This is a genomic window from Synechococcus sp. BS56D (genome assembly GCF_004332405.1).
In the GTDB taxonomy this organism is placed as follows: Bacteria; Cyanobacteriota; Cyanobacteriia; order PCC-6307; family Cyanobiaceae; genus Synechococcus_C.
On the sequence record NZ_PHQU01000007.1, the window covers coordinates 164,197 to 184,401 of the forward strand.

22 protein-coding genes are annotated in these 20,205 nt (G+C 59.4%); 14 read left to right on the forward strand and 8 right to left on the reverse strand.

The window, feature by feature from the left end; all coding sequences use genetic code 11:
• Positions 1-46: 46 nt before the first annotated feature.
• A complete protein-coding gene (locus tag CWE17_RS11535; RefSeq protein WP_131457349.1) occupies positions 47-4,060 on the reverse strand; it encodes a magnesium chelatase subunit H in 4,014 nt (1,337 codons plus the stop codon).
• A gap of 121 nt (positions 4,061-4,181) precedes the next feature.
• Between CWE17_RS11535 and dapB the strand changes: the two genes are divergently transcribed.
• From dapB to CWE17_RS11560, 5 genes are read left to right on the forward strand one after another with little or no spacing between them, the layout of a single operon-like run.
• A complete protein-coding gene (gene dapB / locus CWE17_RS11540; RefSeq protein WP_131457350.1) occupies positions 4,182-5,033 on the forward strand; it encodes a 4-hydroxy-tetrahydrodipicolinate reductase in 852 nt (283 codons plus the stop codon).
• Between the two features lie 30 nt (positions 5,034-5,063).
• Complete coding sequence (locus tag CWE17_RS11545) at positions 5,064-5,726, forward strand: hypothetical protein (protein ID WP_131457352.1); 663 nt, start codon at positions 5,064-5,066, stop codon at positions 5,724-5,726.
• Between the two features lie 36 nt (positions 5,727-5,762).
• Entirely contained in the window at positions 5,763-6,017 is a 255-nt protein-coding gene (locus CWE17_RS11550; RefSeq protein WP_131457354.1) for a high light inducible protein, read from the forward strand.
• Positions 6,004-7,161, forward strand: a complete 1,158-nt coding sequence (locus CWE17_RS11555) for an FAD-dependent monooxygenase (protein ID WP_131457356.1) — start codon at positions 6,004-6,006, stop codon at positions 7,159-7,161. Before CWE17_RS11550 ends, CWE17_RS11555 begins: the two co-directional genes overlap by 14 nt.
• Before the next feature lie 44 nt (positions 7,162-7,205).
• Positions 7,206-7,421: a DUF2949 domain-containing protein gene (locus CWE17_RS11560; RefSeq protein WP_131457358.1), complete on the forward strand. Its 216-nt coding sequence runs from the start codon at positions 7,206-7,208 to the stop codon at positions 7,419-7,421.
• On the opposite strand, the gene CWE17_RS11565 is transcribed toward CWE17_RS11560, so the two are convergent.
• Entirely contained in the window at positions 7,422-7,985 is a 564-nt protein-coding gene (locus CWE17_RS11565) for an adenine phosphoribosyltransferase (RefSeq protein ID WP_131457360.1), read from the reverse strand.
• Between CWE17_RS11565 and CWE17_RS11570 the strand changes: the two genes are divergently transcribed.
• Genes CWE17_RS11570 through CWE17_RS11585 form a run of 4 tightly spaced genes read left to right on the forward strand, consistent with a single transcriptional unit; the run spans position 7,984 to position 9,827 of the window.
• Complete coding sequence (locus CWE17_RS11570) at positions 7,984-8,508, forward strand: DUF3038 domain-containing protein (RefSeq protein ID WP_131457362.1); 525 nt, start codon at positions 7,984-7,986, stop codon at positions 8,506-8,508. The two genes, CWE17_RS11565 and CWE17_RS11570, sit on opposite strands and share 2 nt — an antisense overlap.
• A 4-nt stretch (positions 8,509-8,512) precedes the next feature.
• Positions 8,513-9,121, forward strand: coding sequence for a DUF4335 domain-containing protein (locus CWE17_RS11575; protein WP_131457364.1), 609 nt, complete (start codon positions 8,513-8,515; stop codon positions 9,119-9,121).
• Between the two features lie 32 nt (positions 9,122-9,153).
• Entirely contained in the window at positions 9,154-9,399 is a 246-nt protein-coding gene (locus tag CWE17_RS11580) for a hypothetical protein (protein WP_131457366.1), read from the forward strand.
• A gap of 47 nt (positions 9,400-9,446) precedes the next feature.
• Positions 9,447-9,827 (forward strand): hypothetical protein, encoded by a 381-nt coding sequence (locus tag CWE17_RS11585; protein WP_206338381.1) that lies wholly within the window; start codon positions 9,447-9,449, stop codon positions 9,825-9,827.
• Here CWE17_RS11585 and CWE17_RS11590 read toward each other — a convergent pair.
• Entirely contained in the window at positions 9,818-10,291 is a 474-nt protein-coding gene (locus CWE17_RS11590) for an EF-hand domain-containing protein (RefSeq protein WP_240789393.1), read from the reverse strand. The two genes, CWE17_RS11585 and CWE17_RS11590, sit on opposite strands and share 10 nt — an antisense overlap.
• A 140-nt stretch (positions 10,292-10,431) precedes the next feature.
• Between CWE17_RS11590 and CWE17_RS11595 the strand changes: the two genes are divergently transcribed.
• The 3 genes from CWE17_RS11595 to ppk2 all read left to right on the forward strand — a co-directional run bounded on the left by CWE17_RS11595 (position 10,432) and on the right by ppk2 (position 13,519).
• Positions 10,432-11,157, forward strand: coding sequence for a response regulator (locus tag CWE17_RS11595; protein WP_185189519.1), 726 nt, complete (start codon positions 10,432-10,434; stop codon positions 11,155-11,157).
• On the forward strand, positions 11,154-12,476 hold the full coding sequence (locus CWE17_RS11600) for an ATP-binding protein (protein WP_131457368.1): 1,323 nt from the start codon (positions 11,154-11,156) through the stop codon (positions 12,474-12,476). The genes CWE17_RS11595 and CWE17_RS11600 overlap by 4 nt, the downstream gene beginning before the upstream one ends.
• A gap of 68 nt (positions 12,477-12,544) precedes the next feature.
• Complete coding sequence (ppk2, locus tag CWE17_RS11605) at positions 12,545-13,519, forward strand: polyphosphate kinase 2 (RefSeq protein ID WP_206338382.1); 975 nt, start codon at positions 12,545-12,547, stop codon at positions 13,517-13,519.
• Between the two features lie 96 nt (positions 13,520-13,615).
• Here ppk2 and CWE17_RS11610 read toward each other — a convergent pair whose 3' ends face one another.
• The 5 genes from CWE17_RS11610 to CWE17_RS11630 form a co-directional block, all read right to left on the reverse strand.
• Positions 13,616-13,852, reverse strand: coding sequence for a hypothetical protein (locus CWE17_RS11610; protein WP_131457370.1), 237 nt, complete (start codon positions 13,850-13,852; stop codon positions 13,616-13,618).
• Positions 13,853-13,918: 66 nt separating this feature from the next.
• Positions 13,919-14,461, reverse strand: coding sequence for a thermonuclease family protein (locus tag CWE17_RS11615; protein WP_240789394.1), 543 nt, complete (start codon positions 14,459-14,461; stop codon positions 13,919-13,921).
• Positions 14,462-14,472: 11 nt separating this feature from the next.
• Entirely contained in the window at positions 14,473-16,644 is a 2,172-nt protein-coding gene (locus CWE17_RS11620; protein ID WP_131457372.1) for a glutamine synthetase III, read from the reverse strand.
• A gap of 47 nt (positions 16,645-16,691) precedes the next feature.
• Entirely contained in the window at positions 16,692-17,954 is a 1,263-nt protein-coding gene (gene arsJ / locus CWE17_RS11625) for an organoarsenical effux MFS transporter ArsJ (RefSeq protein ID WP_131457374.1), read from the reverse strand.
• Between the two features lie 6 nt (positions 17,955-17,960).
• Positions 17,961-18,989, reverse strand: coding sequence for an ArsJ-associated glyceraldehyde-3-phosphate dehydrogenase (locus tag CWE17_RS11630; RefSeq protein ID WP_131457376.1), 1,029 nt, complete (start codon positions 18,987-18,989; stop codon positions 17,961-17,963).
• Between the two features lie 142 nt (positions 18,990-19,131).
• On the opposite strand from CWE17_RS11630, the gene CWE17_RS11635 reads away from it, so the two are divergent.
• The gene (locus CWE17_RS11635; protein ID WP_131457378.1) at positions 19,132-19,464 is read left to right on the forward strand and encodes a helix-turn-helix transcriptional regulator; all 333 of its coding nucleotides are present in this window, start codon (positions 19,132-19,134) and stop codon (positions 19,462-19,464) included.
• Between the two features lie 9 nt (positions 19,465-19,473).
• Entirely contained in the window at positions 19,474-20,091 is a 618-nt protein-coding gene (locus CWE17_RS11640; RefSeq protein WP_131457380.1) for a DUF938 domain-containing protein, read from the forward strand.
• Positions 20,092-20,205 lie beyond the last annotated feature (114 nt).

Genomic DNA, 20,205 nt, shown 5'->3' on the forward strand with positions numbered 1-20,205 from the left:
TAAAGGGGGGACTCTTCACCTGAAGAAGGATCCGAGCAGGAGTGGATCAATCGCCGACGTTGACGCCTTCGATTCGATCTTCCACTTCCTGATAAAGCTCCTGAAGTTGCTGGATGTTTTCATCGGATGTTTCCCAATAACCACGCCCGTTCACTTCAAGCAGTGTTCCGACAATCCGACGGAAGCTGTGAGGATTCAGTTCCATAAGACGCTTTCGCATCTCAGGATCATTGATGAAAGTCTCGTTCGCTTCTTCATAAACGAAGTTGTCGACTTGGCCTGAAGTGGCACTCCAGCCGAGGGTGAAATTGAGGCGCTTGGCGACTTCTCTCACGCCTTCATAACCTGAATTAAGCATGCCCTCGTACCACTTGGGATTGAGAAGCTTCGTGCGTGAGTCCAAGCGGATGGTTTCACTGAGTGAGCGAACCTGGGCATTGGCTGTTGTGGTGTCAGCGATGTAGCTCGTGGGAGCCTTGCCGTCGTCCCGGAGACCCTTGATGAGATTGGTGGGGTCGCTGTCGAAATAGTGGCTGACATCCGTAAGGGAGATTTCAGCAGAATCAAGGTTCTGGAATGTCACATCAGCGGTCTTCATGACCGATTCAAAAACCTCGCGTTTTTGATTCATTTCACCGGGATTGTCGGCATTGAATGCGAAGGTCTTGCGGGAGAGATACATCTCTTGTAGTTCTCCCTCTTCTTCCCAGGTGCTGTTCTCAACAGCCAGGTTCACATTAGAGCTGTAGCTGCCGCTGGCATTGGAGAACACCCGGCAGGCTGCATCACGAAGGCTTGTGCCTTCCTTCTCAGCCTGCTCGAGAGCGTGTTTCCGAACAAAGTTGTGTTCGAGAGGCTCCTCTGCTTCTGCCGCCATCTTCACGCCCTGATCAATCAGTGCCATTTGGTTGATGAACAGGTCGCGGAAAACACCCGAGCAATTCACCACGACGTCAATACGAGGACGGCCCAGCTCCTCAAGGGGAATCAGTTCGAGCTTGTTCACCCGTCCAAGGGAATCGGGCACAGGACGAACACCAATAAACCAGAGAATTTGGGCCAGGGATTCGCCGTAAGTCTTGATGTTGTCAGTTCCCCAGAGCACGCAGGCAATCGTTTCAGGCCAGGCACCCTGTTCCTGTTTTTGACGTTCAATCAGCTTGTCGACAACGCCCTTGGCGGCTGCCACGGCAGCTCTGGTGGGGATCGCCTGGGGATCAAGGGCATGGATGTTTTTGCCGCTGGGCAACACACCGGGGTTGCGAATCGGATCGCCTCCAGGCCCTGGCAGGACGTATTCCCCATCCAGAGCTCGAAGCAAGCTCAGCATTTCCATGTCAGCGCAGACCTGTTCGAGACAGAACCGCAGGTAGGCAAACAGTTTGTCTAGCGCGACTGAATCAACGCTGGTGAAACCAGCACTGCAGCAGGCTCGTAGCCAAGGCGTTGGCAGCTTGAACCCGAAACGGGTCAAAAGATCCAGAAGCCAACCAAAATTGCCGCGCAGGTTCACGCGTCCATCCAGGCCGGTCAGGGACCGCACCATTGCACCAACCGCCGCTCGGGACGTCTCGGTAATGGTGCGGTTCAGCTCAACGTCAGCAAGGACGCCATCGTCGTTGCCTTTGTAGATGTCTTCAATTTTGCGACCGAGTGCTTCGGCGAGTAGGCCGGGAAGTGAGCGGATCTCTTCTTCTTCACGTTCAAGTGCAGCGATATTCACAAGTGTTGCTATCGCTTCTTCGGCCGTCGGTGGCTTGCCGATCGTGTGCAGTCCGCAGGGGAGCAGACGGCTTTCGATCTCCATCAGCTGCCGGTAGACCGCGCCGACTACGGCATCTCTGGCCTCCAGGTCAAGACCTGCCGCATCCTCTCCAGGAAGCTGCACGTCTTTGTCAAGATTGCACTGACGGGCGGTTTCAACGATTGCGTTGACGATCTGAACGCCACGGCCGCCTTCACGGAGCTGTTGGTAGGAGCCAACGAGTTCACCGAGCTCCTTGAGTCCCTTGTAGAGCCCAGCATTTTCAGCCGGTGGGGTGAGGTAGCTGATTGTGGAGGCGTACCCCCTGCGCTTGGCAATCGTTGCCTCCGAAGGATTGTTGGCTGCGTAGTAATAGAGATTGGGAAGTGCGCCAATCAGGGAATCCGGGTAGCAGCTTTCGCTCATACCCATCTGCTTTCCTGGCATGAACTCAAGGGAGCCATGGGTGCCGAAGTGGAGCACAGCATCGGCTTTCCACACCTTCTCCAGATAGGTGTAATAGGCGGCAAAGCCGTGATGAGGGCTTGCACTGCGGGAGTAAAGAAGCCGCATTGGATCACCTTCGTAGCCAAAGGTGGGCTGAACGCCGACGAACACGTTGCCGAAATGGCGGCCATAGATCAGAAGGTTCTGACCATCGCTGTTCAGGTTTCCGGGTGGCTTTCCCCAGTTCTCTTCCAGTCGCTCGGAGTAAGGGGTCAGACGCTCGTACTCCTCAACGCTCATCCTGTGGGCAATAGAGAGTTCAGGTGCACCCTGCAGGGCCTCGGGATCATTAATGACCGCCTCCATCAAGCTCTTCGAGTCACGGGGCAGGTTCTGCACGTCGTAACCCTTTGCCTTCATCTCCTCGAGAACCCTGTGGATCGAGCTGAAAACATCGAGATAGGCCGCCGTTCCGACGTTGCCTTTGTCGGGGGGGAAACTGAAGACCGTGATGGCGAGTTTTTTGTCCTTGCGTGGCTTGATCCGCAGGGATGACCAGCGGATCGCTCGCTCGGCGATGGCATCAACGCGATCCTGAAGGGTGTGCGCTTTACCGGTGGCATCGTCACGACCGGAGAGCACGATGGGTTCAATCGCTCCGTCGAGCTCGGGAATCGCGATCTGAAGGGCAACCTGCACGGGGTGGAGGCCGAGATCACTGTCTTCCCATTCCTGCGTTGTCTGGAACACCAGGGGGAGCGCCACCATGTAAGGGCGGTTCAACCGCTTGAGGGCATCAATGGCTTTCGGGTGATCCTGACGGGCAGGACCGCCGACGAGCGCAAAACCGGTGAGTGATACGACGCCGTCAACCAAAGGTTGATCGGGGTTCAAGGGGTCATAAAAGAAGGAGTTGACCGGCCTGGAAAAGTCGAGACCACCGCAGAAGATGGGAATCACCCTGGCTCCACGGAACTCCAACTCCTGAACGACAGCCACGTAGTGGGCATCGTCGCCGGTCACGATGTGGCTCCGCTGGAGCACCAGGCCAATCACAGGGCCCTGACGGGCAGCGTCGCTGAGATCGCTGCGGCTGCTGTTCCAGTTCAGATATTCCTTGAGGTCCTCGAACATCGAAGGAGCGAGGGGATGCCAGATGCCCAGGTCAGGGAACACCTCCGGTTCAGCGACCTCCAACTCCGGACGTTGCTCCCCTGTTGCCGGAGGGAAGACATATTTGTCAGCCAGCATCAACAGGAAGTTGCGCAGGTTGTCAGGTGTGCCACCCAACCAATACTGAAAGCTGAGCATGAAGCTGCGGGCGTCCTGCGCTTTCTCCACAGGCAGGTATTTGAGCACCGTCGGCAGGGTGTTCAGCAGCTTGAGCATGGCGTCTTGGAATCCAGCTCCGCCTGACTCCTTCCGCTTCTTCATGAAGCCTGCGATCGCGCTCTTGCTTTGGCCGAGCTGGGCCATGGAGAAGCTGCCGAGCTTGTTGAGACGCATCACCTCCGGCATGGAAGGGAAGACCACAGCGGCCTTGAGACGGTCTCGATGGGGAGCCACGGCGTCCACCACCTTTTGAGCCAAATCTTCGATGAAGATCAAAGAGGCGATGAACACATCGGCCTCGGCCACATCGGCCTGGAAATCGGCGTAGTTCTGCGGATCGCGCAGCTCTTCAATCAGGTACCCGCTCAGCTGGAGGCCCAGTGGACCGTTCTGGGCATTAAGGCTTTGGGCCGCCTGGGTGAGGGCGTTCTGGTACTGAGGCTCGAGCACCACGTACACCGCTTTCATCACCGCCTGGTGATTGTTGTTGTCAGCAGGAGCAATCCGGCGATCGCTGGAGCGGACCTGCGTGAACATCGGCGTGGTTTGAGCAATGTGAAGAAGCCTACGGGCGTTGGTGTCCCTGCTGCGAGGGTTGAAGCTCGGGTGTTACACAGACGCGCCGCCCCATAGGCTCTGGCCAGAGAACCCCCACGCCATGGCAACCCCGACAGCAAGCCCGATTCCTGTGGTGGTGGTGGGCGCCCTTGGGCGCATGGGTGCCGAGGTTGTGAAAGCGGTTCTGGCTTCAGACGATTGCCGGGTTGCTGGGGCTGTGGACACCACGCCCGGCAAGGAGGGGGTGGATCTCGGCAGCGAACTCGGGCTCGGGGCTCTGGATGTGGCCGTCACCTCAGATTTTGAGGGCTGTCTCTGCGCCGTTAGCCAGGAGGTGCGTCAGCTAGGCCAAGGCCAGGGCGCTGTGATGGTGGATTTCACCCACCCTTCGGTTGTTTACGAGCACACCAGGGCTGCGATCGCCTATGGAGTGCATCCTGTGATCGGAACAACCGGTCTCTCACCTGAGCAGTTGCAAGACCTCCAGGTTTTTTCGGAGAAAGCCTCGGTAGGCGGAGCGGTGATCCCCAATTTCTCGGTGGGCATGGTGCTCTTGCAACAGGCAGCTGCTGCAGCGGCTCGCTTTTATGACCATGCGGAACTCACGGAACTCCATCACAACCGCAAGGCGGATGCCCCTAGCGGCACGTGCATCAAAACCGCTGAGTTGATGGAGGAACTAGGAAAGAGTTTCAACCCTGAGGAGGTTGAGGAACACGAATCGCTTGCAGGAAGCAGGGGGGGGCGGCGTCCTAGTGGTCTGCGCCTTCATTCCCTGCGTCTTCCTGGGCTCGTTGCCCATCAGGAAGTCATGTTCGGAGCTCCTGGGGAGACCTATACGCTCTGCCACGACACCATTGACCGGTCTGCCTACATGCCAGGTGTTCTGCTCACTGTTCGCCGGGTGCGTCAGCTCAACGCCCTGGTCTATGGCCTAGAGCGCATTCTCTGATCAAGCCTCCGACAAGCAGCGAAGCGCACCATGCTGATCCCTCTTCGACCTGGCGAACTGCAACGGCTGATCCCGGCGATTGCCACCGGCAATCAGTTTTCTGCCGCTCTCGGGAATCCACGCAAGATTCTGCAGCGGGTGCTGATTTCCACCATCGGTGGCGTGATCACCCTGCTGATCAGCCAAAGTCTCTCGTTCAATCGTTGGGGATCCATTTGGCTGATCCTTGGCGTTGCACTTCTGCTCTACGTCCTCTGGGGACCCATTCTTGAGGCTGGTCAACGCAACGCCACACTGCGCCGTTATCCCGCGGCGGCCATTTTTGAGGGGCAAGTGGCGGAGGCCTACACCCGGGAAAGAGTGGAGAGCCAGCGGGAGCAAGCGGATCAGAACGGCCGCCTGGAGCTTGTCGAGCAACGACGAACCTGGATGGTTCTGGAACTTGCCGATGAGGACGGGTATCTGGGCCGGTTGAGCTTCCCAATGGAGAAAAAACACGGGGTGATTCGTGCCGGGCTGCCGCTGCGTTGCCTTGTGCTCAGCGATCGCAAAGACTTCTCCCGGGTTGCCGCCTTCAGTGATGCCTGGTTGCCCGGCCTGAAGCTCTGGGTCGGCGAGTACCCCTATCTTTTGCGGCCGGCTTTCGAGGAGCTTTGCCAGCGCCGCCTGGCGCGCGGTCGCAAAATTTCTTAATAAGGGGTTACAGTGCGTAAAGAAACAGGAGAAAGCATGGTTCAGTCCAATCCTTCCACCGCCCCTGCGATCCGTGGTGCCACCGTCACCACCGAAGACGGCGGTCGTCTGAATGCCTTTGCTACAGAGCCCCGCATGGAAGTTGTTGCTCCTGAGAGCGGTTGGGGCTTCCACGATCGTGCAGAAAAGCTGAACGGGCGGATGGCAATGCTTGGATTCATCGCTCTTCTGGCCACTGAGTTCGCCCTTGGCGGCGAAGCATTCACCCACGGTCTGCTTGGTCTCGGCTGATCCCCGCCGCGTTTCAATCGCTGGAGCCGGTCCGACCGGCTCCCTGCTTGCCCTGGGCTTGGCTCAGCTTGGCTTTCAGGTCATCCTTCAGGATCCTCTGCGCGTCGAGGACCTGATTTCTCGAAGTCGGGCCTACGCCCTGACCCACTCATCCCGTCGTTTGCTCAACGAGCTTGGGCTTTGGGACGCCCTTGGCAGCGATCTCATCCCGTTCCGTTCACTTGACCTTCAAGATCGTGAGCTGAAAGCACGGGTTGTCTTCACCCCGGATGACCTCGCCGGTGGGAATCGCTTGGTTCCGGCGATTGGCTGGATCCTCGATCACCGGCCTCTGATGGAGCTGCTCCTGGATCGATTGGCCTCCCATCCCTCCGTGCAGTTGCAGCTTGGCGCTGCGCCGGCTCCCCACACCCCACAGGGTCGCTTCGATCTCGCGATTGCTTGTGACGGTCCAGCGTCACCCCATCGCGGATTTTGGAAGCTGCCTTTCTGGTCTTGGACTTATCAACAGGGTTGTCTCACGTTCAAGGTGCGGCTGCGCAACCCTCAAGCCCAAACCGCATACGAGCTGTTCCGTTGTGAGGGGCCTTTTGCTGTTCTTCCCCTCGGTCAAAATGCGTTTCAAATCGTTTGGAGCGCTCCCCTTGAGTGCTGCCGTGAGCGTGCCGCACTCTCTCCTGACCACTTGCTCAAGGAGCTATTCGGAGTGCTTCCGGAGGGGCTGGAGCTGGAGGCTTTCCTCGACCAGCCCAGGGCTTTCCCCCTGCAGCTGAGCCTCGCCCCCCGCCTTGCACGGGGAGGACAGCTGTTGGTCGGGGAGTCGGGGCATCGCTGTCATCCCGTCGGAGGCCAGGGTCTCAATGTGTGTTGGCGTGATGTGGCGGAGTTGCTTCGACTCCTGAAGCATCCCGCTTCCAGCCGACTCAGTGGATCTGCCATCGGTCGCCGCTATGCCCGCAGACGCCTTCCTGATCTGATTCTCGTCGGCCTGGCTACGGATTTGTTGGTGCGTCTGTTTTCCAACCGCAACCCTCTGCTGTTGCTTCTGCGCCGTCTGGGGCTGTTCTCCATGGGGCGCTTCGGCGTGCTGCGACAGCTTTCGCTTGCTGCGATGACCGACGGACCGTTGGCATGGTGTCGCTGACATCCAGCCGCTGACATCCAGCCGCTGACGGTCAGACTGGATGCATGGTGTTCAGCAGCTCACCCCAACCCCGGCCCCCAGCGACGCTCCTGAAGTTTCTCCAGGAGAAGCTGGGCCTCAGCGACAATGCGCTCCAGCTTGGCCTTCGTCAGGCTGAGCTAGAGCAAGCTCCCCTGCCGATCGTTCTTTGGAGCTTCGGGCTTCTCAGCCTTGCTCAGTATCAGGACGTTCTTGATTGGCAGCAGAACGAGCAGAACTGATCAGCTGTAAACAACCAGCGATTCCACCGGGGTCTGCTCCGGAAGCCGCCGCCGACCTTCCAGGGCAGCCAGCTCAACAACAAACCCGCAACCAACTAATTGCCCGCCCGCTTGGGACACGAGCGAGGCGGTGGCGCTCGCGGTTCCACCGGTTGCCAGGAGGTCGTCAACAATCAGCACGCGAGCGCCATCGCGCAAGGCCTCGGCGTGCATTTCCAGTCGATCACTCCCGTATTCCAGGGAATAATCGATCGCGATCACCTCGCCCGGCAGCTTTCCAGGCTTACGCACGGGTACGAAGCCGATGCGTTGGTCGGTGGCCAGAGCAGTGCCAACAATGAATCCCCGGGATTCAATCCCCACGATGAGATCAGGCTGCACTTGTTCGCAGACCGTCCCGAGTCGACGCATGACCTCAGCCCATCCCTCGGGATCTCGAAGCAAGGGGCTGATGTCGCGGAACAGGATTCCCGGCTTGGGGAAATCGGGAATGTCCCGGATGTACTGGCGAAGATCCAAGGAAGGGTGACGCAGAGGCCTCAGCCCTGTCATCATCGCAGCCATGACCGACGCCACTGCTGAACTGGGCCGACGCGGATTCGAGCGTCTCGACCTGTTACTCCTCACTGTTGAAGCTCTCGATCTCAATGGAGGGGAGGCCATGGTCTGGGCGACCCAGCAACTCGGCTTTTCTGATCTGTTCCCCAATCGGGTGGAGCTGTGGAAGCGGCGCTGCCATAACCCCCTGAGGCGTTCCACCCGTCGAGGCTCCGTGACCTCGAAGGAAACGGATGCACTGATCCAGTTGCTCTGCGCCATGGCGGATCGCCTCTATCCCCTGCTGCATCAACTGCTCTCCCGTCAGGAGCCCGAGGAGCTCACGTCCCAGCGATGGGCGCTGCTCGATCAGCGACTGCGTGCTCTTGTCACCGAACGCATGAACCCTCGGCGCGGGGCTGTGCAACGACTTCTGGATCTCGAGCAATCCGCGCCACTGCAGCGTCAGCTGGTGCGTTCCCTGGCTCTCTGCTCTGGAGCCGGCGGTGTGGACCGAATGCGCGCCAGCCTTCTCGACCCCACCCCCTGAAGCCATGATCAAGCTCTCCTACCGCTACGACCAAACCGCCGCCCGTCTCGAGGTCGAGGGGCTTCCTGACTTCTCTGCTGATCAGGGCAACGGCGTGATCGGCATCCTCTCGGCCTGGCGATTGCAGGTCGTTGGAGCCCCTGAACTCCAGGGCAAGCGGGATCACCTTGAAGCCCTTCTTGCCGTGGTGCTGCCTTATGCACGCCATCAGCTCTCTGGAGTGGCGCGTCGTTTTGGTGCTGATGATGCCCCTGTGAGCATCGCTCCAGTGGAGGCAGGCCACGTGCTGGAGCTTCGAAGCAGTCAGCCTGGGGTCCAACCGCTCAGCATCCGATTGGATGACGCCGAGCTTGCTGATCTCGTGCGTTGTCTTGATGCCATGCGCCTGGATCCCCGCGTTCAGGTGCCCTGGCCACCGCTTCCGCAGCGGCCGTTGCAGCGCCGTGAACTTGCAGAACGGATCCCCCTGCATCGGCGTCTGGGTGCTCCTGTTCTTGGTGGATCCGCCCTTGTCGTGGCTGCCGTTCTGGCGATGTGGGTGCCAACTCAACCGCCATCCCAACCACCGAGCGCTGAGGAAGCGGTCCGAGGAGCGTTGACGAACTCTCCCTGAGCAAGAGAATTGAGTCTGAATGGCCTTGCAGCATGGGTGCCAGCTGGTCGGATCTGAGGCGTCGTGTGGCTCGCATCGGTGCAGCCCTTGATGTGGTTGTACGCAGCGATCCCGAGGTCTGCGGGTTGAGTGGTTCCGGTTATCACCTGACGCTTCACCACAGCGGCTATGGCGACTGCACAGTCGGTGATCTCACCTTGATCGATTGTCCTAACGAACTCGTTCTGTTGGAATTCGAGCGTTGGATGCGCGGTGCCGGTCACCCGCTGGTCTTATGAATCGGCCCAGGTTGCGTTCAATCACTGGAAAGCCAAAGCCGCGCAAGGTGTTCTCTTCGCGGCGGTCCAGGCCCAGCATTCCTGCCTGGCGCCAAGCCCTTGAAGGGGTTCTGCTTGTGATGCTCGGTGTGGGGTTGCTGGCCTTTCTCAGTTGGTTGCCCCAGAAGATTGATGCGCTGGTGGTGGTGAGTGAAGCCATTGCCGACCTGATTCGTGGACTGGCGCAATTGCTTGAGGCCCTGTTGGGGATCGCTGCTGTGATTCTTTTGGCCTTGCTCCTCGTCGCTGCGCTGGTGGCTCTGCTGGGTGGAGTCGTACGCCTGACTCGTGCCTGTTGGCGATCGTCTTCAAGTTCATCTGGCTCCGGTCGTGTCATGGCCCGCCCTGGCTCGGGACCCAGTCCCCGATCTCGCTCCGCTCAGCGATAAGGCCTTGGTGCCAGAGCTTTCTGAAGCGTCCAGAGCTCAGCCAGGGTCAAAGCTCCATCCTGGTTGAGATCAACGCTCTCGAAATTGCGCGCCAACCAGGGGAGTTGGCGTACTTCCCCTCGATCCAACCGGCCATCGCCATTGCGGTCTGCTTGCTGGAATCGTTTTTGTAGGCGAAAACCGCTTGGCTGGTTGGATGGAACGCGGAGGTCCTCGAGCAGCAGGAAGCCTCTGGAGTCCTGACGGAGCACCCGCTGCTCCAGATAGGGCTGTCCCTGGACCTCCGATCGATCCAGGCGACCGTCGCGATTGAGGTCCATCCGGACGAAGAGTGCTTCCATGCGCCGGCCATAGGCATTCACCTCATCAGGATTCGCCTGGGCTGCTCCGGCATGCATCACCAGCGCTGTCGTCGCTGCAGAGGCCAGAACCCTGACGATCGCTGTCGCTGACGGTTGCTTCATGAGCGCAGGCTATGAAGGAATGCAGTGTCGTTCATGTCTGTTCTGCAACCGTTGACGACTGAGCTGTGACAGGGTCCGATTGTTGCGGACAGATGGCGGCCTGATCCATACGATCAGATCCAACCTGCACGGCGCTTTTCATGACACGTACCTCGATGATCTGGGTCGTGGATGATGATCCGGAACTCCGTCAGATGGTGGGCACCTACCTAATTGATCAGGGTTACGACGTGCGCTGTCTCAGCGATGTGAAGCAGTTCGAGGCCCGGCTTGAATTTCAGCGTCCGGACCTTGTGGTTCTCGACCTGATGATGCCTGGGGATGATGGCCTAACGGCACTCCGGCGCTTGCGTGACGCTGATGATGATCTGCCGGTGGTGATGCTCACGGCCCGAGGGGAGGGGGTGGATCGGATCATCGGTCTCGAGCAGGGCGCCGATGACTACTTGGCCAAGCCTTTCCTCCCTAGGGAGCTGTCGGCCAGGATCGAAGCCGTGTTGCGTCGCCGGATGGCCATGCCTGCGGGAACCCCCTTGGCCGAGGGTGGGGCCGTGCGTTTTGGCGATAACGAACTCGACTTAGCTGCCCGCACTTTGGTGCGTGAGGGAACCCCCACCGTGATCACCAGCGGTGAATTCAGCCTGCTGGCGGCATTCGTGCAACATCCCCATCGCCCGCTCTCCCGCGACCGTCTGATCGAGCTGGCTCGTGGTCCTGGGTGTGAAACCGATACCCGCAGCATGGACGTGCAGGTCTCCAGGGTTCGCAAGTTGGTGGAACCGGATCCCAGCCGTCCGCGCTACATCCAAACGGTTTGGGGGTACGGCTACGTTTTTGTGCCGGATGGAACACCCAGATCACGATGAGGATTGGTGGTGGCTGGAGTCAGTCCGTCCGTTCGTTGCTGGGCTGGTCGGGCGTGGCCATCGGCTGCTGGGGGCTTTGCCTGTTGGCCTTGCAGGCACTCTTTGGTCGCCAGATCGAGGGTCTGCAAAGCGTGCAGCTGGGTCGGGAACTGGCCCTGAATGTGCGGCTCACCGAGCTAGCCCTTGAGCGCTACCCCCCTCATCTGGTGAGCGAACTGACCGGTTTGGATCTGGCCGTGCGCTTTCGCCCTCCTATGGAGGGTTCAGCGTCTCCTTTTCTGCAGCGCCAGGCCAAGGTCTTGCAGCATCAGCTCTGTCAGCGCCTTGCCCATTGCCCGATGGTGGAAGCATCGGGCCGCAGCCGGGTGGTGTGGATCGAGTTGATCTCTCCGTTGGAGCCTGTGTGGTTACGCGTCCCGTTGCGTTCGCCGATGGCCTGGCCGCCGGAGCCGACGTTGCTCGGTTCTTCACTGGTGGCGGCAGCGGTGATAACCGGGGCTCTGTTTTTGCTTTTGGAGGTGGAGCAACCGCTCCGTAGGCTTGAGAAGGTGCTCAGCCGCGTTGGTGAGGGAGAAGATCCTGAAGCGGTTCCAGCCCGCGGAGCCCCCGAGGTGAAGCGTCTGACCCATCGCTTTAACGCCATGGTGCAGCGCCTTGCGGCCACCCGACAGGAGAGGGCAACGATGCTTGCAGGCATTGCCCATGATCTACGTGCGCCAATCACCCGACTGCAGTTCCGGCTCTCGCTTCCCTCTCTCTCGGTTGCTGAACGCGATCGCTGTGCCAACGACCTTGAAGCGCTTGAGCGGATTACTGAACAGTTTCTGCTGTTTGCTGGGGGAGGCGATGGAGAGGAGGCGATTGAGCTGCCCCTGGATCAGCTCCTGGCCGAGGTGTCCAGCAGTCATTCTTCAGACCAATTGCATCTGGATCTGGAACCGATGCAAATCCTCGTTCGTCCAGTCGCGATCTCCCGCGCGGTGGCCAACCTCATCGACAATGCGTTCAGCCATGGCTCTCCACCGGTGCTGTTGCGGTTACGTCGTCGACTGGATGGATGCTCCATCGAAGTCTGGGATCAAGGCGATGGCATGCCAGCTGACCAGTGGGACCGAGCGTTGCAACCCTTTCAACGTTTGGATGAATCCAGAGGTCGGCAGGGACATTGCGGCCTTGGTCTGGCGATCGTGGCCCATGTGGCCCAGCTCCATGGCGGCACCCTTTCAAGGCTTCCCGCTGACATGAATGGGGAAGACTGCGACTCTGTGGGCGGTCGATTCGGGCTTCAGCTTTTGCTGCCCTTTCCACTGAAAGGTTGAGAAAAGCTTGACCCTGCACTTGCTGTCGACGCTCACGGTGCACCAATGGAGCAGGAGCTCTCCGCACCATGGGTCACAAGGACAAACACGACAAACATCACAAACAAGGCGATCACAAGGGGAAGAAGTCGAAACAACACCCCTCCGAAGCGAAGTTGCCGGACCCAGTGATTGCGGCTCTCGATGGCAGTGAACGCGACATCGACCATCCTTCCGAACTGCTGGATGACCTGCTTGAGGGACGAAACCACAACGGTGATCGCCTGAACAAGAAGCTTTACGAGGCCGAGCTGATCAGGTTGCAGACCGATTTGGTGCGTATGCAGTACTGGATCAAAGCCACCGGATACCGCATGATCGTGCTCTTCGAGGGGCGTGACGCAGCCGGGAAAGGCGGCACGATCAAACGGCTGACAGAACCGATGAACCCCAGGGGTTGTCGTGTGGTGGCCCTCGGCACTCCTTCGGATCAGCAGAAAACCCAGTGGTACTTCCAGCGCTATGTGGAGCACTTTCCCAGCGCCGGCGAGATCGTGGTGTTCGACCGCAGCTGGTACAACCGCGCCGGTGTGGAGCGGGTGATGGGCTTCTGCACTGATGAGCAGGTCGATCAATTCATGGAGGCCTGTCCGCAGTTCGAGCGGATGTTGGTACGCAGCGGCATTCTTCTACTGAAATATTGGTTTTCTGTCAGTGATAAAGAACAGGAAGCCCGCTTCCAGTCGCGTATCGATGATCCCACGCGTCGTTGGAAGCTGAGTCCGATGGATCTTGAGGCGCGCAACCGTTGGGTGGATTTCTCCCGGGCCAAGGACGCGATGTTCGCCCACACCAACATCCCGGAGGCCCCTTGGTTCACGGTGGAAGCCGATGACAAACGGCGGGCACGGCTGAATTGTCTCCGACATGTGCTCAGCAAGGTTCCCTGGGAGGACATGACTCCACCTGGCATTGATCTGCCGCCGCGGCCTGAGCAGGGCGACTACATCCGGCCGCCCATCAACGAACAGTTTTTCGTGCCGAATGCCTACCCCTACGCATGATCATGTTCTGTTGAGCTGATCAGCCGTGCAGCTGTGCGAACCAGAACCCGGCCAGCTGCCAGGAACTCCAAAGAAAGATCGCTAAAAACAGCCAGTTCAGCCAGGCAGGGCGTTGGTCGTTACTGAACACCAATCAGCATCGCGAAGGGAAACACCGGCACCGCCGGCACGCTTCAGATCATGCATCCCCTCCAGCTGTCTGTACACCGCCTTCAGTTGACGCTGGATGTGGTCGGTGTGGGGCATGGCGCTGAGGGTGCCTAGGGCTTCCTCGAGATGCTGTTTCGCATCGATGAGCAGGCGGCAGTCTGTGCTTCCGGGTTCGTAACTCATTGGAGGTATCCCACTTGAATCCATTCAGTCAGTGGTCTTGCGCCGCTGCTGTGTGCATGCACACCATCAGGGGGCGAGTTGTTCTTCGACTGGAGTGCGTTCGCGCAGATCCCATGGACGCGTAATGCCGTTCTGCACACTCCAGATGCCGACCCCTCTGGCCCTGGCCTCCGATTGCCAAGCTGCATAGGGGAGGTCATCGCAGCGGCCCAGAAAGCCGTCATAGGCAAAAACTTGCCCTTCGCGCAGCAGAGGTTCGACCAGATCCCTGTCCCCGCGTTTCAGGGTTCCCACCAAACGTCCGTGAACGTCGCGTGCCCTCAGCTGAAATTGCCACTGGCTGCCAATGGTGGCCTCTTTGGCCAACGCCTCTTTGGCGGCCTTCGCCCAAGGCTGTTGTTGGATACGTGGTGCCTGAATGCAGCTCAATCGCAGGGTGCGTCCCTGGCCATTGATCTCCACAAGCAGTTCCTGGCCGTTGTTCACGGCCAGGATTCCAATCGTTGTGCTCGGAGTGGTGACGGGAGCCCGAGTATCAGCCCAAACAGCCTGCGTAGTTTCCACCGCTAGGACGGACAGCAGTAGCGCTAGGGCTTGGCCTCGATTCACCTGTCTCTCGATCAACGCATGAACAGCATCTCTCGATAGGAGGGCAGAGGCCAGCGATCGTCATCACTGAGGCTTTCAAGGCTGTCGACTGCTTCGCGCAGTTGCAGCAAGCGGGGAAGGATGACAGCGGCGCAATGGTTCATCGATGCAGCTGTGTCGCCGTGATGCAGCTGTTGCAATTCACCTTCGAGGGCGTCGGTCTGTTCGTCCATGCGCTTCTGCAGAGCCGCCATCCTTTGGAGGTTGCGTCGGTCCGGTTGAAGGTCGAGGGAGAGCTGCTGCTGAAGGCTGCGTGCCATGCAGCTGATCTGCTTCTGGACCGCAGGACTGATCTGGGTTCGCACCATCGATAACGCCACCCGCGCTTCCACCTCAATCGCCAGCACATACTGTTCGCCGTAGACCTCGTAACGACTCTCCAGTTCAACAGGATTGATCACCCCCTGGCGTTGGAAGAGATCACGCACGTCGTCGCGACGCAGCACGGGAAGGGCCTCAGCGGTGTTCTTCAGGTTCTCTAGTCCGCGCTGTTCAGTTGCTTCCCGATGCCAGGCATCGGAGTAGCCGTCACCTCCGAAGATGGCGACCCCATGAAGATCCACCACTTGCTTCAGTACGCCTGCTGAGGCCTGCTCCAGGGTCTGGCCTGCTGCCATTTCCGACTCGAGTCGATCGCTGATCCACTCCAGGGAATCGGCCAGAACGGTGTTCATCGCCACAAGAGGTCCTGCCACCGATTGGCCGGAGCCCACGGCCCTGAATTCAAAGCGGTTTCCCGTAAAGGCGAAGGGGGAGGTGCGGTTGCGGTCACCAGCGTCCTTGGGAAATTCCGGGAGGGTATCGACGCCCAGCTGCATGAGGCCGCCGCTGCTGCTGGCGGTCACCTCTCCACGCTGAATCTGCTGGAACACCTGCTCCAGCTGTTGGCCGAGATACACCGAGATGATGGCTGGAGGGGCTTCGTTTGCTCCAAGTCGATGGTCATTACCGGCGGTAGCGACCACGGCTCTCAGTAAGGCTCCATAGCGGTGGACGCCACGGATCACTGCGGCGCAGAAGAGCAGGAACTGAAGATTGTCGTGGGGGGTATGGCCGGGATCGAGCAAGTTGCCCTGGGTGCTGTTGCCCACGGACCAGTTCACGTGCTTCCCAGAGCCGTTGATGCCGGCAAAGGGTTTTTCGTGCAGCAGGCAGGTGAAGCCATGCCGTTTTGCTGTGCTTTTCAGCACGGTCATGATCAACTGCTGGTGATCTGTGGCCACGTTCGCGGCCTCATGCACCGGTGCGATCTCGAATTGGCCTGGTGCCACTTCGTTGTGCCTGGTCTTGGCAGGGATCCCGAGACGGTAGAGCTGTTGTTCCACGTCCTGCATGAACACCTGCACCCGCTCAGGAATTGCCCCGAAGTAGTGATCATCGAACTGCTGACCTTTCGGTGACGCTGCACCGAACAGCGTGCGTCCTGCCAGCTGCAGATCAGGACGCAGGGTGGCGAACTGGCTGTCCACCAGGAAGTACTCCTGTTCAGCCCCGCAGGAGCTGTTCACGGGTGCCACGTCTTGATTGCCAAGCAGCCGGAGCAGGCGTTGGGCCTGCCGATTCATGGCGGCGTTCGAGCGCAGGAGTGGTGTCTTCTTGTCGAGCGCTTCCCCTGTCCAGCTCACAAACACTGTGGGGATGCAGAGGGTCACACCATTCGGTGTGCGCATCAAGTACGCCGGGCTGGTGATGTCCCAGGCCGTGTAGCCGCGAGCTTCGAAGGTGGAACGGATCCCTCCATTGGGGAAGGAGCTTCCGTCGGGCTCCCCCTGTACCAGAAGCTTGCCGGAAAACTCATGAATGGCTTCTCCGTCGCCCTGCGGACTGATGAAGCCGTCGTGCTTCTCGGCTGTGGAGTTGGTGAGGGGATAGAAAACGTGTGCGTAGTAATGGGCACCTCGGGCCAAAGCCCAGTCCTTCATGGCCTGAGCTACAACATCGGCCACATCCAGATCGAGCTTCCCTCCATCGCGGATCACGCGGCGTACGGCCTTGTAAGCCTCCTTGGGCAGGGCATTCTTCATGCGTTGCAGCGTGAAGACATCGCTTGCCCAGATTGATTCCAGCGGCGGTGTCGGCTCGCAGGGCATCGGTTCACGCTGCTGAATGGCCTGAAGGGCGGCCAGCCGGGCGGGATGGGGCATAGGGGCCAACGATCCGCCGAGGCGGGGACGACGATCAATCCTTCAAATTAAGCGGCCGCTTTCTCCACGGCAGCTGGAGCCGGTAAACGCAAGCTGCTCAGCCAAGAGAGGAGCACCAGCAACGAGGAGCACCAAAGGCAGGCCTGCATCCCTGAGGATGGCGTCCCGCCAATCAGAAACACAGCACCTGAAAGCAGGGTTCCCACGAGGCGGCCCGCTGCATTGGCCATGTAATAGAAGCCCACATTGAGGCTCACGCTCTCGGTATCGGTGTAGGCGAGCACCATGTAGGAGTGGATGGAGGAGTTCATCGCGAACACCACCCCGAAGGCTGCAAGTCCGCCGATGATGGCCGTGCTGACATCCACTTCTCTCCAGAGAGCCACAGCGATCAGGGCGGGAATGGCTGTGAGTACGCCACTCCAGAACTGGACGGCGCCGACCCCTGGGCTGCGGGTCTGACCCCAGAGACGCCGGAGGCCAGGCGCCGTGCCTTGCACGATTCCGTAGCCGATCACCCAAAGACCAAGGAAGCCACCGATTTCCCAGAATCCCCAGCCAAGGGATGCTTCGAGAAAGACAGGCAGGGCGACGACGAACCAGACGTCGCGGGCTCCGAATAAGAAGAATCGAGCCAGCGACAGGATGTTGATTCCCTCAGATTTTGAGAAAAGAGAGGAGAAGGCTGGCTTGGCCTTCATCTTGCCAATCTCTCCTGGTAACACCAAGGTCAGCAGGAACGCCAAGGCGAGCCCCGCTGCCATCAGGCCAACCGCGTTGTTGAACCCGAAGACAGTCAGCAGAACGCCGCCGAGAAAAAATCCCACCCCCTTGAGGGCATTTTTGGATCCCGTGAGGATGGCCACCCATTGGAAGAGTTGGTTCTCCCCTCGCTGCGCGTCATCAGGGGTTTCCGGCACCACGGTCTTGATGGCACTTTTGGCACTCATCTTGTTGAGATCCTTGGCGATACCGCTGATCGCCTGCGCCACCATCACGTAGCCCACGCTGAGCAGTTTGGGCCAGCTGGCAGACACAGGAACCAGCATCAACAGGGCAAGGATTTGTAGGAGTGTTCCTCCCCAGAGGGTGAGCCTCAGGCCGTAGCGCGCACCGATCCAGCCTCCATAGAGATTGGTTAGCACTCCGAAGAATTCATAGAAGAGGAAGAGAAAGGCAATCTCCAGCGTGGAGTAACCAAGGCCGTGGAAGTGGAACACCACAAGCATGCGTAGTGCGCCATCGGTGAGTGTGAAGGCCCAGTAGTTGGCCGTCACGATCCCGTATTGCTGCAGGGCTGAGAGCTTCATGGTTGATCAGTGCTGCTGCTCCATGGCCACCACATGGCAGACGAGGTCAGCCATACGGCTGCTGTAACCCCATTCGTTGTCATACCAGGCGAACACCTTGAGTTGGTTGCCGTCGACCACCATCGTTGAAGGTGCATCGATGATCGAACTGCGACTGTCGTTCGTGTAATCGCACGAGACGAGAGGGCGCTCCTCGTAGCCCAGAATTCCCCGAAGTGTTCCTTCCGCAGCATCCTTGAAGGCTGCATTGACTTCGTCAACGCTGACATCGCGTTTCAGTTCGAAGACGGCGTCGGTGAGGGAGCCATTGAGCAGGGGCACGCGAACCGCATGGCCATTGAGCTTGCCTTGCAGCTCAGGAAAGATCATGGCAATCGCCTTTGCCGATCCAGTGGTGGTTGGGATGAGCGATGTCAATCCGGAGCGGGCTCGACGCCAATCGCTTTTGAAGGCATCAATTGGCACCTGCGTGTTGGTGATGTCGTGGATCGTGGTGATCATTCCGTGCTCGATCCCGAACTGTTCATGCACAACTTTCACGACCGGGGCAAGGCAATTGGTGGTGCATGAGGCGGCGGTCACCAGTTTGTGGCGGGCCGGTTCGTAGAGGTGATGGTTGATCCCATAGACAACGTTCAGCGCCTCAGCTCCGGCGATGACTCCCTTGACGGGACAGGCCACCACAACGCGTTTGAGACCAAGAGTCTCGAAGTAGGGATTCAGGGTTTCGGGTGTTTTGATCTTGCCGCTGGCCTCCAGGACCATTTCCACCCCACGCTCCTGCCAGGGCACGGCCGTGATCTCTTTCTGCTGTGACCAGGTCAGTGTCTGGCCCTCAACGCTGAAACCGTCAGGTTCCGCCTTGATCCCCCGATCCCAGCGCCCATGGACCGAATCGAATTCGAGCAGATGCGCTGCGGTTGCCGCGTCACCGGCAGGGTCATTGATATGCACCAGTTCAATGCCCGGGCGACCCCACAGGGCACGGAAGACCAGACGTCCGATCCGTCCGAAGCCGTTGATTCCGATCCGCATGCTGGTTGAGCCGAGGGCAGTGTCGTCAGCTTAAATCAAAAAGAGTTGATGAATCAACCTTGATTGATTGGTCGCTGATGGGCCCCTCCTGTTCTGGTCTCGATAGGTTTGGACCACGATTGGTTCTCGGATATTGGCTGTGATGTCGCCTGCGCTGGAGCATCCTTCATCTTTGGGCTCCGATCAGGCCCGTGGTCTCCTCAAGGCCCTGGCTGATCCCCTGCGCTTGAAAATCATCGAGGCGCTTTCCGCCGGAGAGCGATGTGTGTGTGATCTCACCGCAGAACTTGCCCTCTCTCAGTCACGCCTCTCCTTCCATCTGAAGGTGCTCCGGGAGTGCGGCCTGCTTGAGGACCGTCAGGAGGGTCGCTGGGTGTATTACAGCCTCAGGCCAGACCGGATCAACGCCTTACGTGCCTGGCTCGCATTGCTGGAGCAGAACTGCCAAACACCTGCTCGCCAGTGCTGCGACTGAAGACGGCTGATGCAGGATTCGAGGCTTTATTTTCCGGCTACGGAGCGCAACAGCGAGCCGATTGCCAGCACCCTGGATGCATGGTTGCCGGCAGAGGGGGCTGTCCTCGAGCTGGCCAGCGGAAGTGGGGAGCATGCGGTCTGTTTTCAGACCCGCTTTCCTGGCCTTCGTTGGCAGGCGAGTGATCCCGACCCCCTGCATCTCGAGAGCATCAGGGCCTGGAGGGCCCATGCCGATCTCCAAGCCTCGATGCCGGAGCCGCTTCGACTCGATGTGCGCCAGTGGCCCTGGCCGCTTCCAGCGGACGTCGCACTGGATCTCCAGGCGGTGGTGGTGATCAACCTTTTGCACATTGCTCCCTGGGACTGTGCGATGGCGCTCCTGGCGGGCGCGTCTCGTTTGCTGCCGGTGGGAGGGTCGTTGATTGTTTATGGCCCCTTCCGCCGTCATGGCGCACACACCAGCGACAGCAACGCGGCCTTTGATCGGTCTCTGCGGGAGAGGAATCCACTCTGGGGAGTTCGTGATCTAGAAGCTGTGGAGCACCTCGCGGGCGACTCTGGTTTCGCCCTGGAGGAGGTGCGCTCCCTTCCTGCCAACAATCTTTGCCTGTTGCTGAGACTCTGAAGCTCGCTGTCGCAACAGGGTGTTTCGTTGGATCCCTTGCGTTGAGGCAGACGTGCCAGCTCTCGCTTTCTTGCGCCTTTGTTGGAACATTAATTCATGCTTGGGTCACCCTGG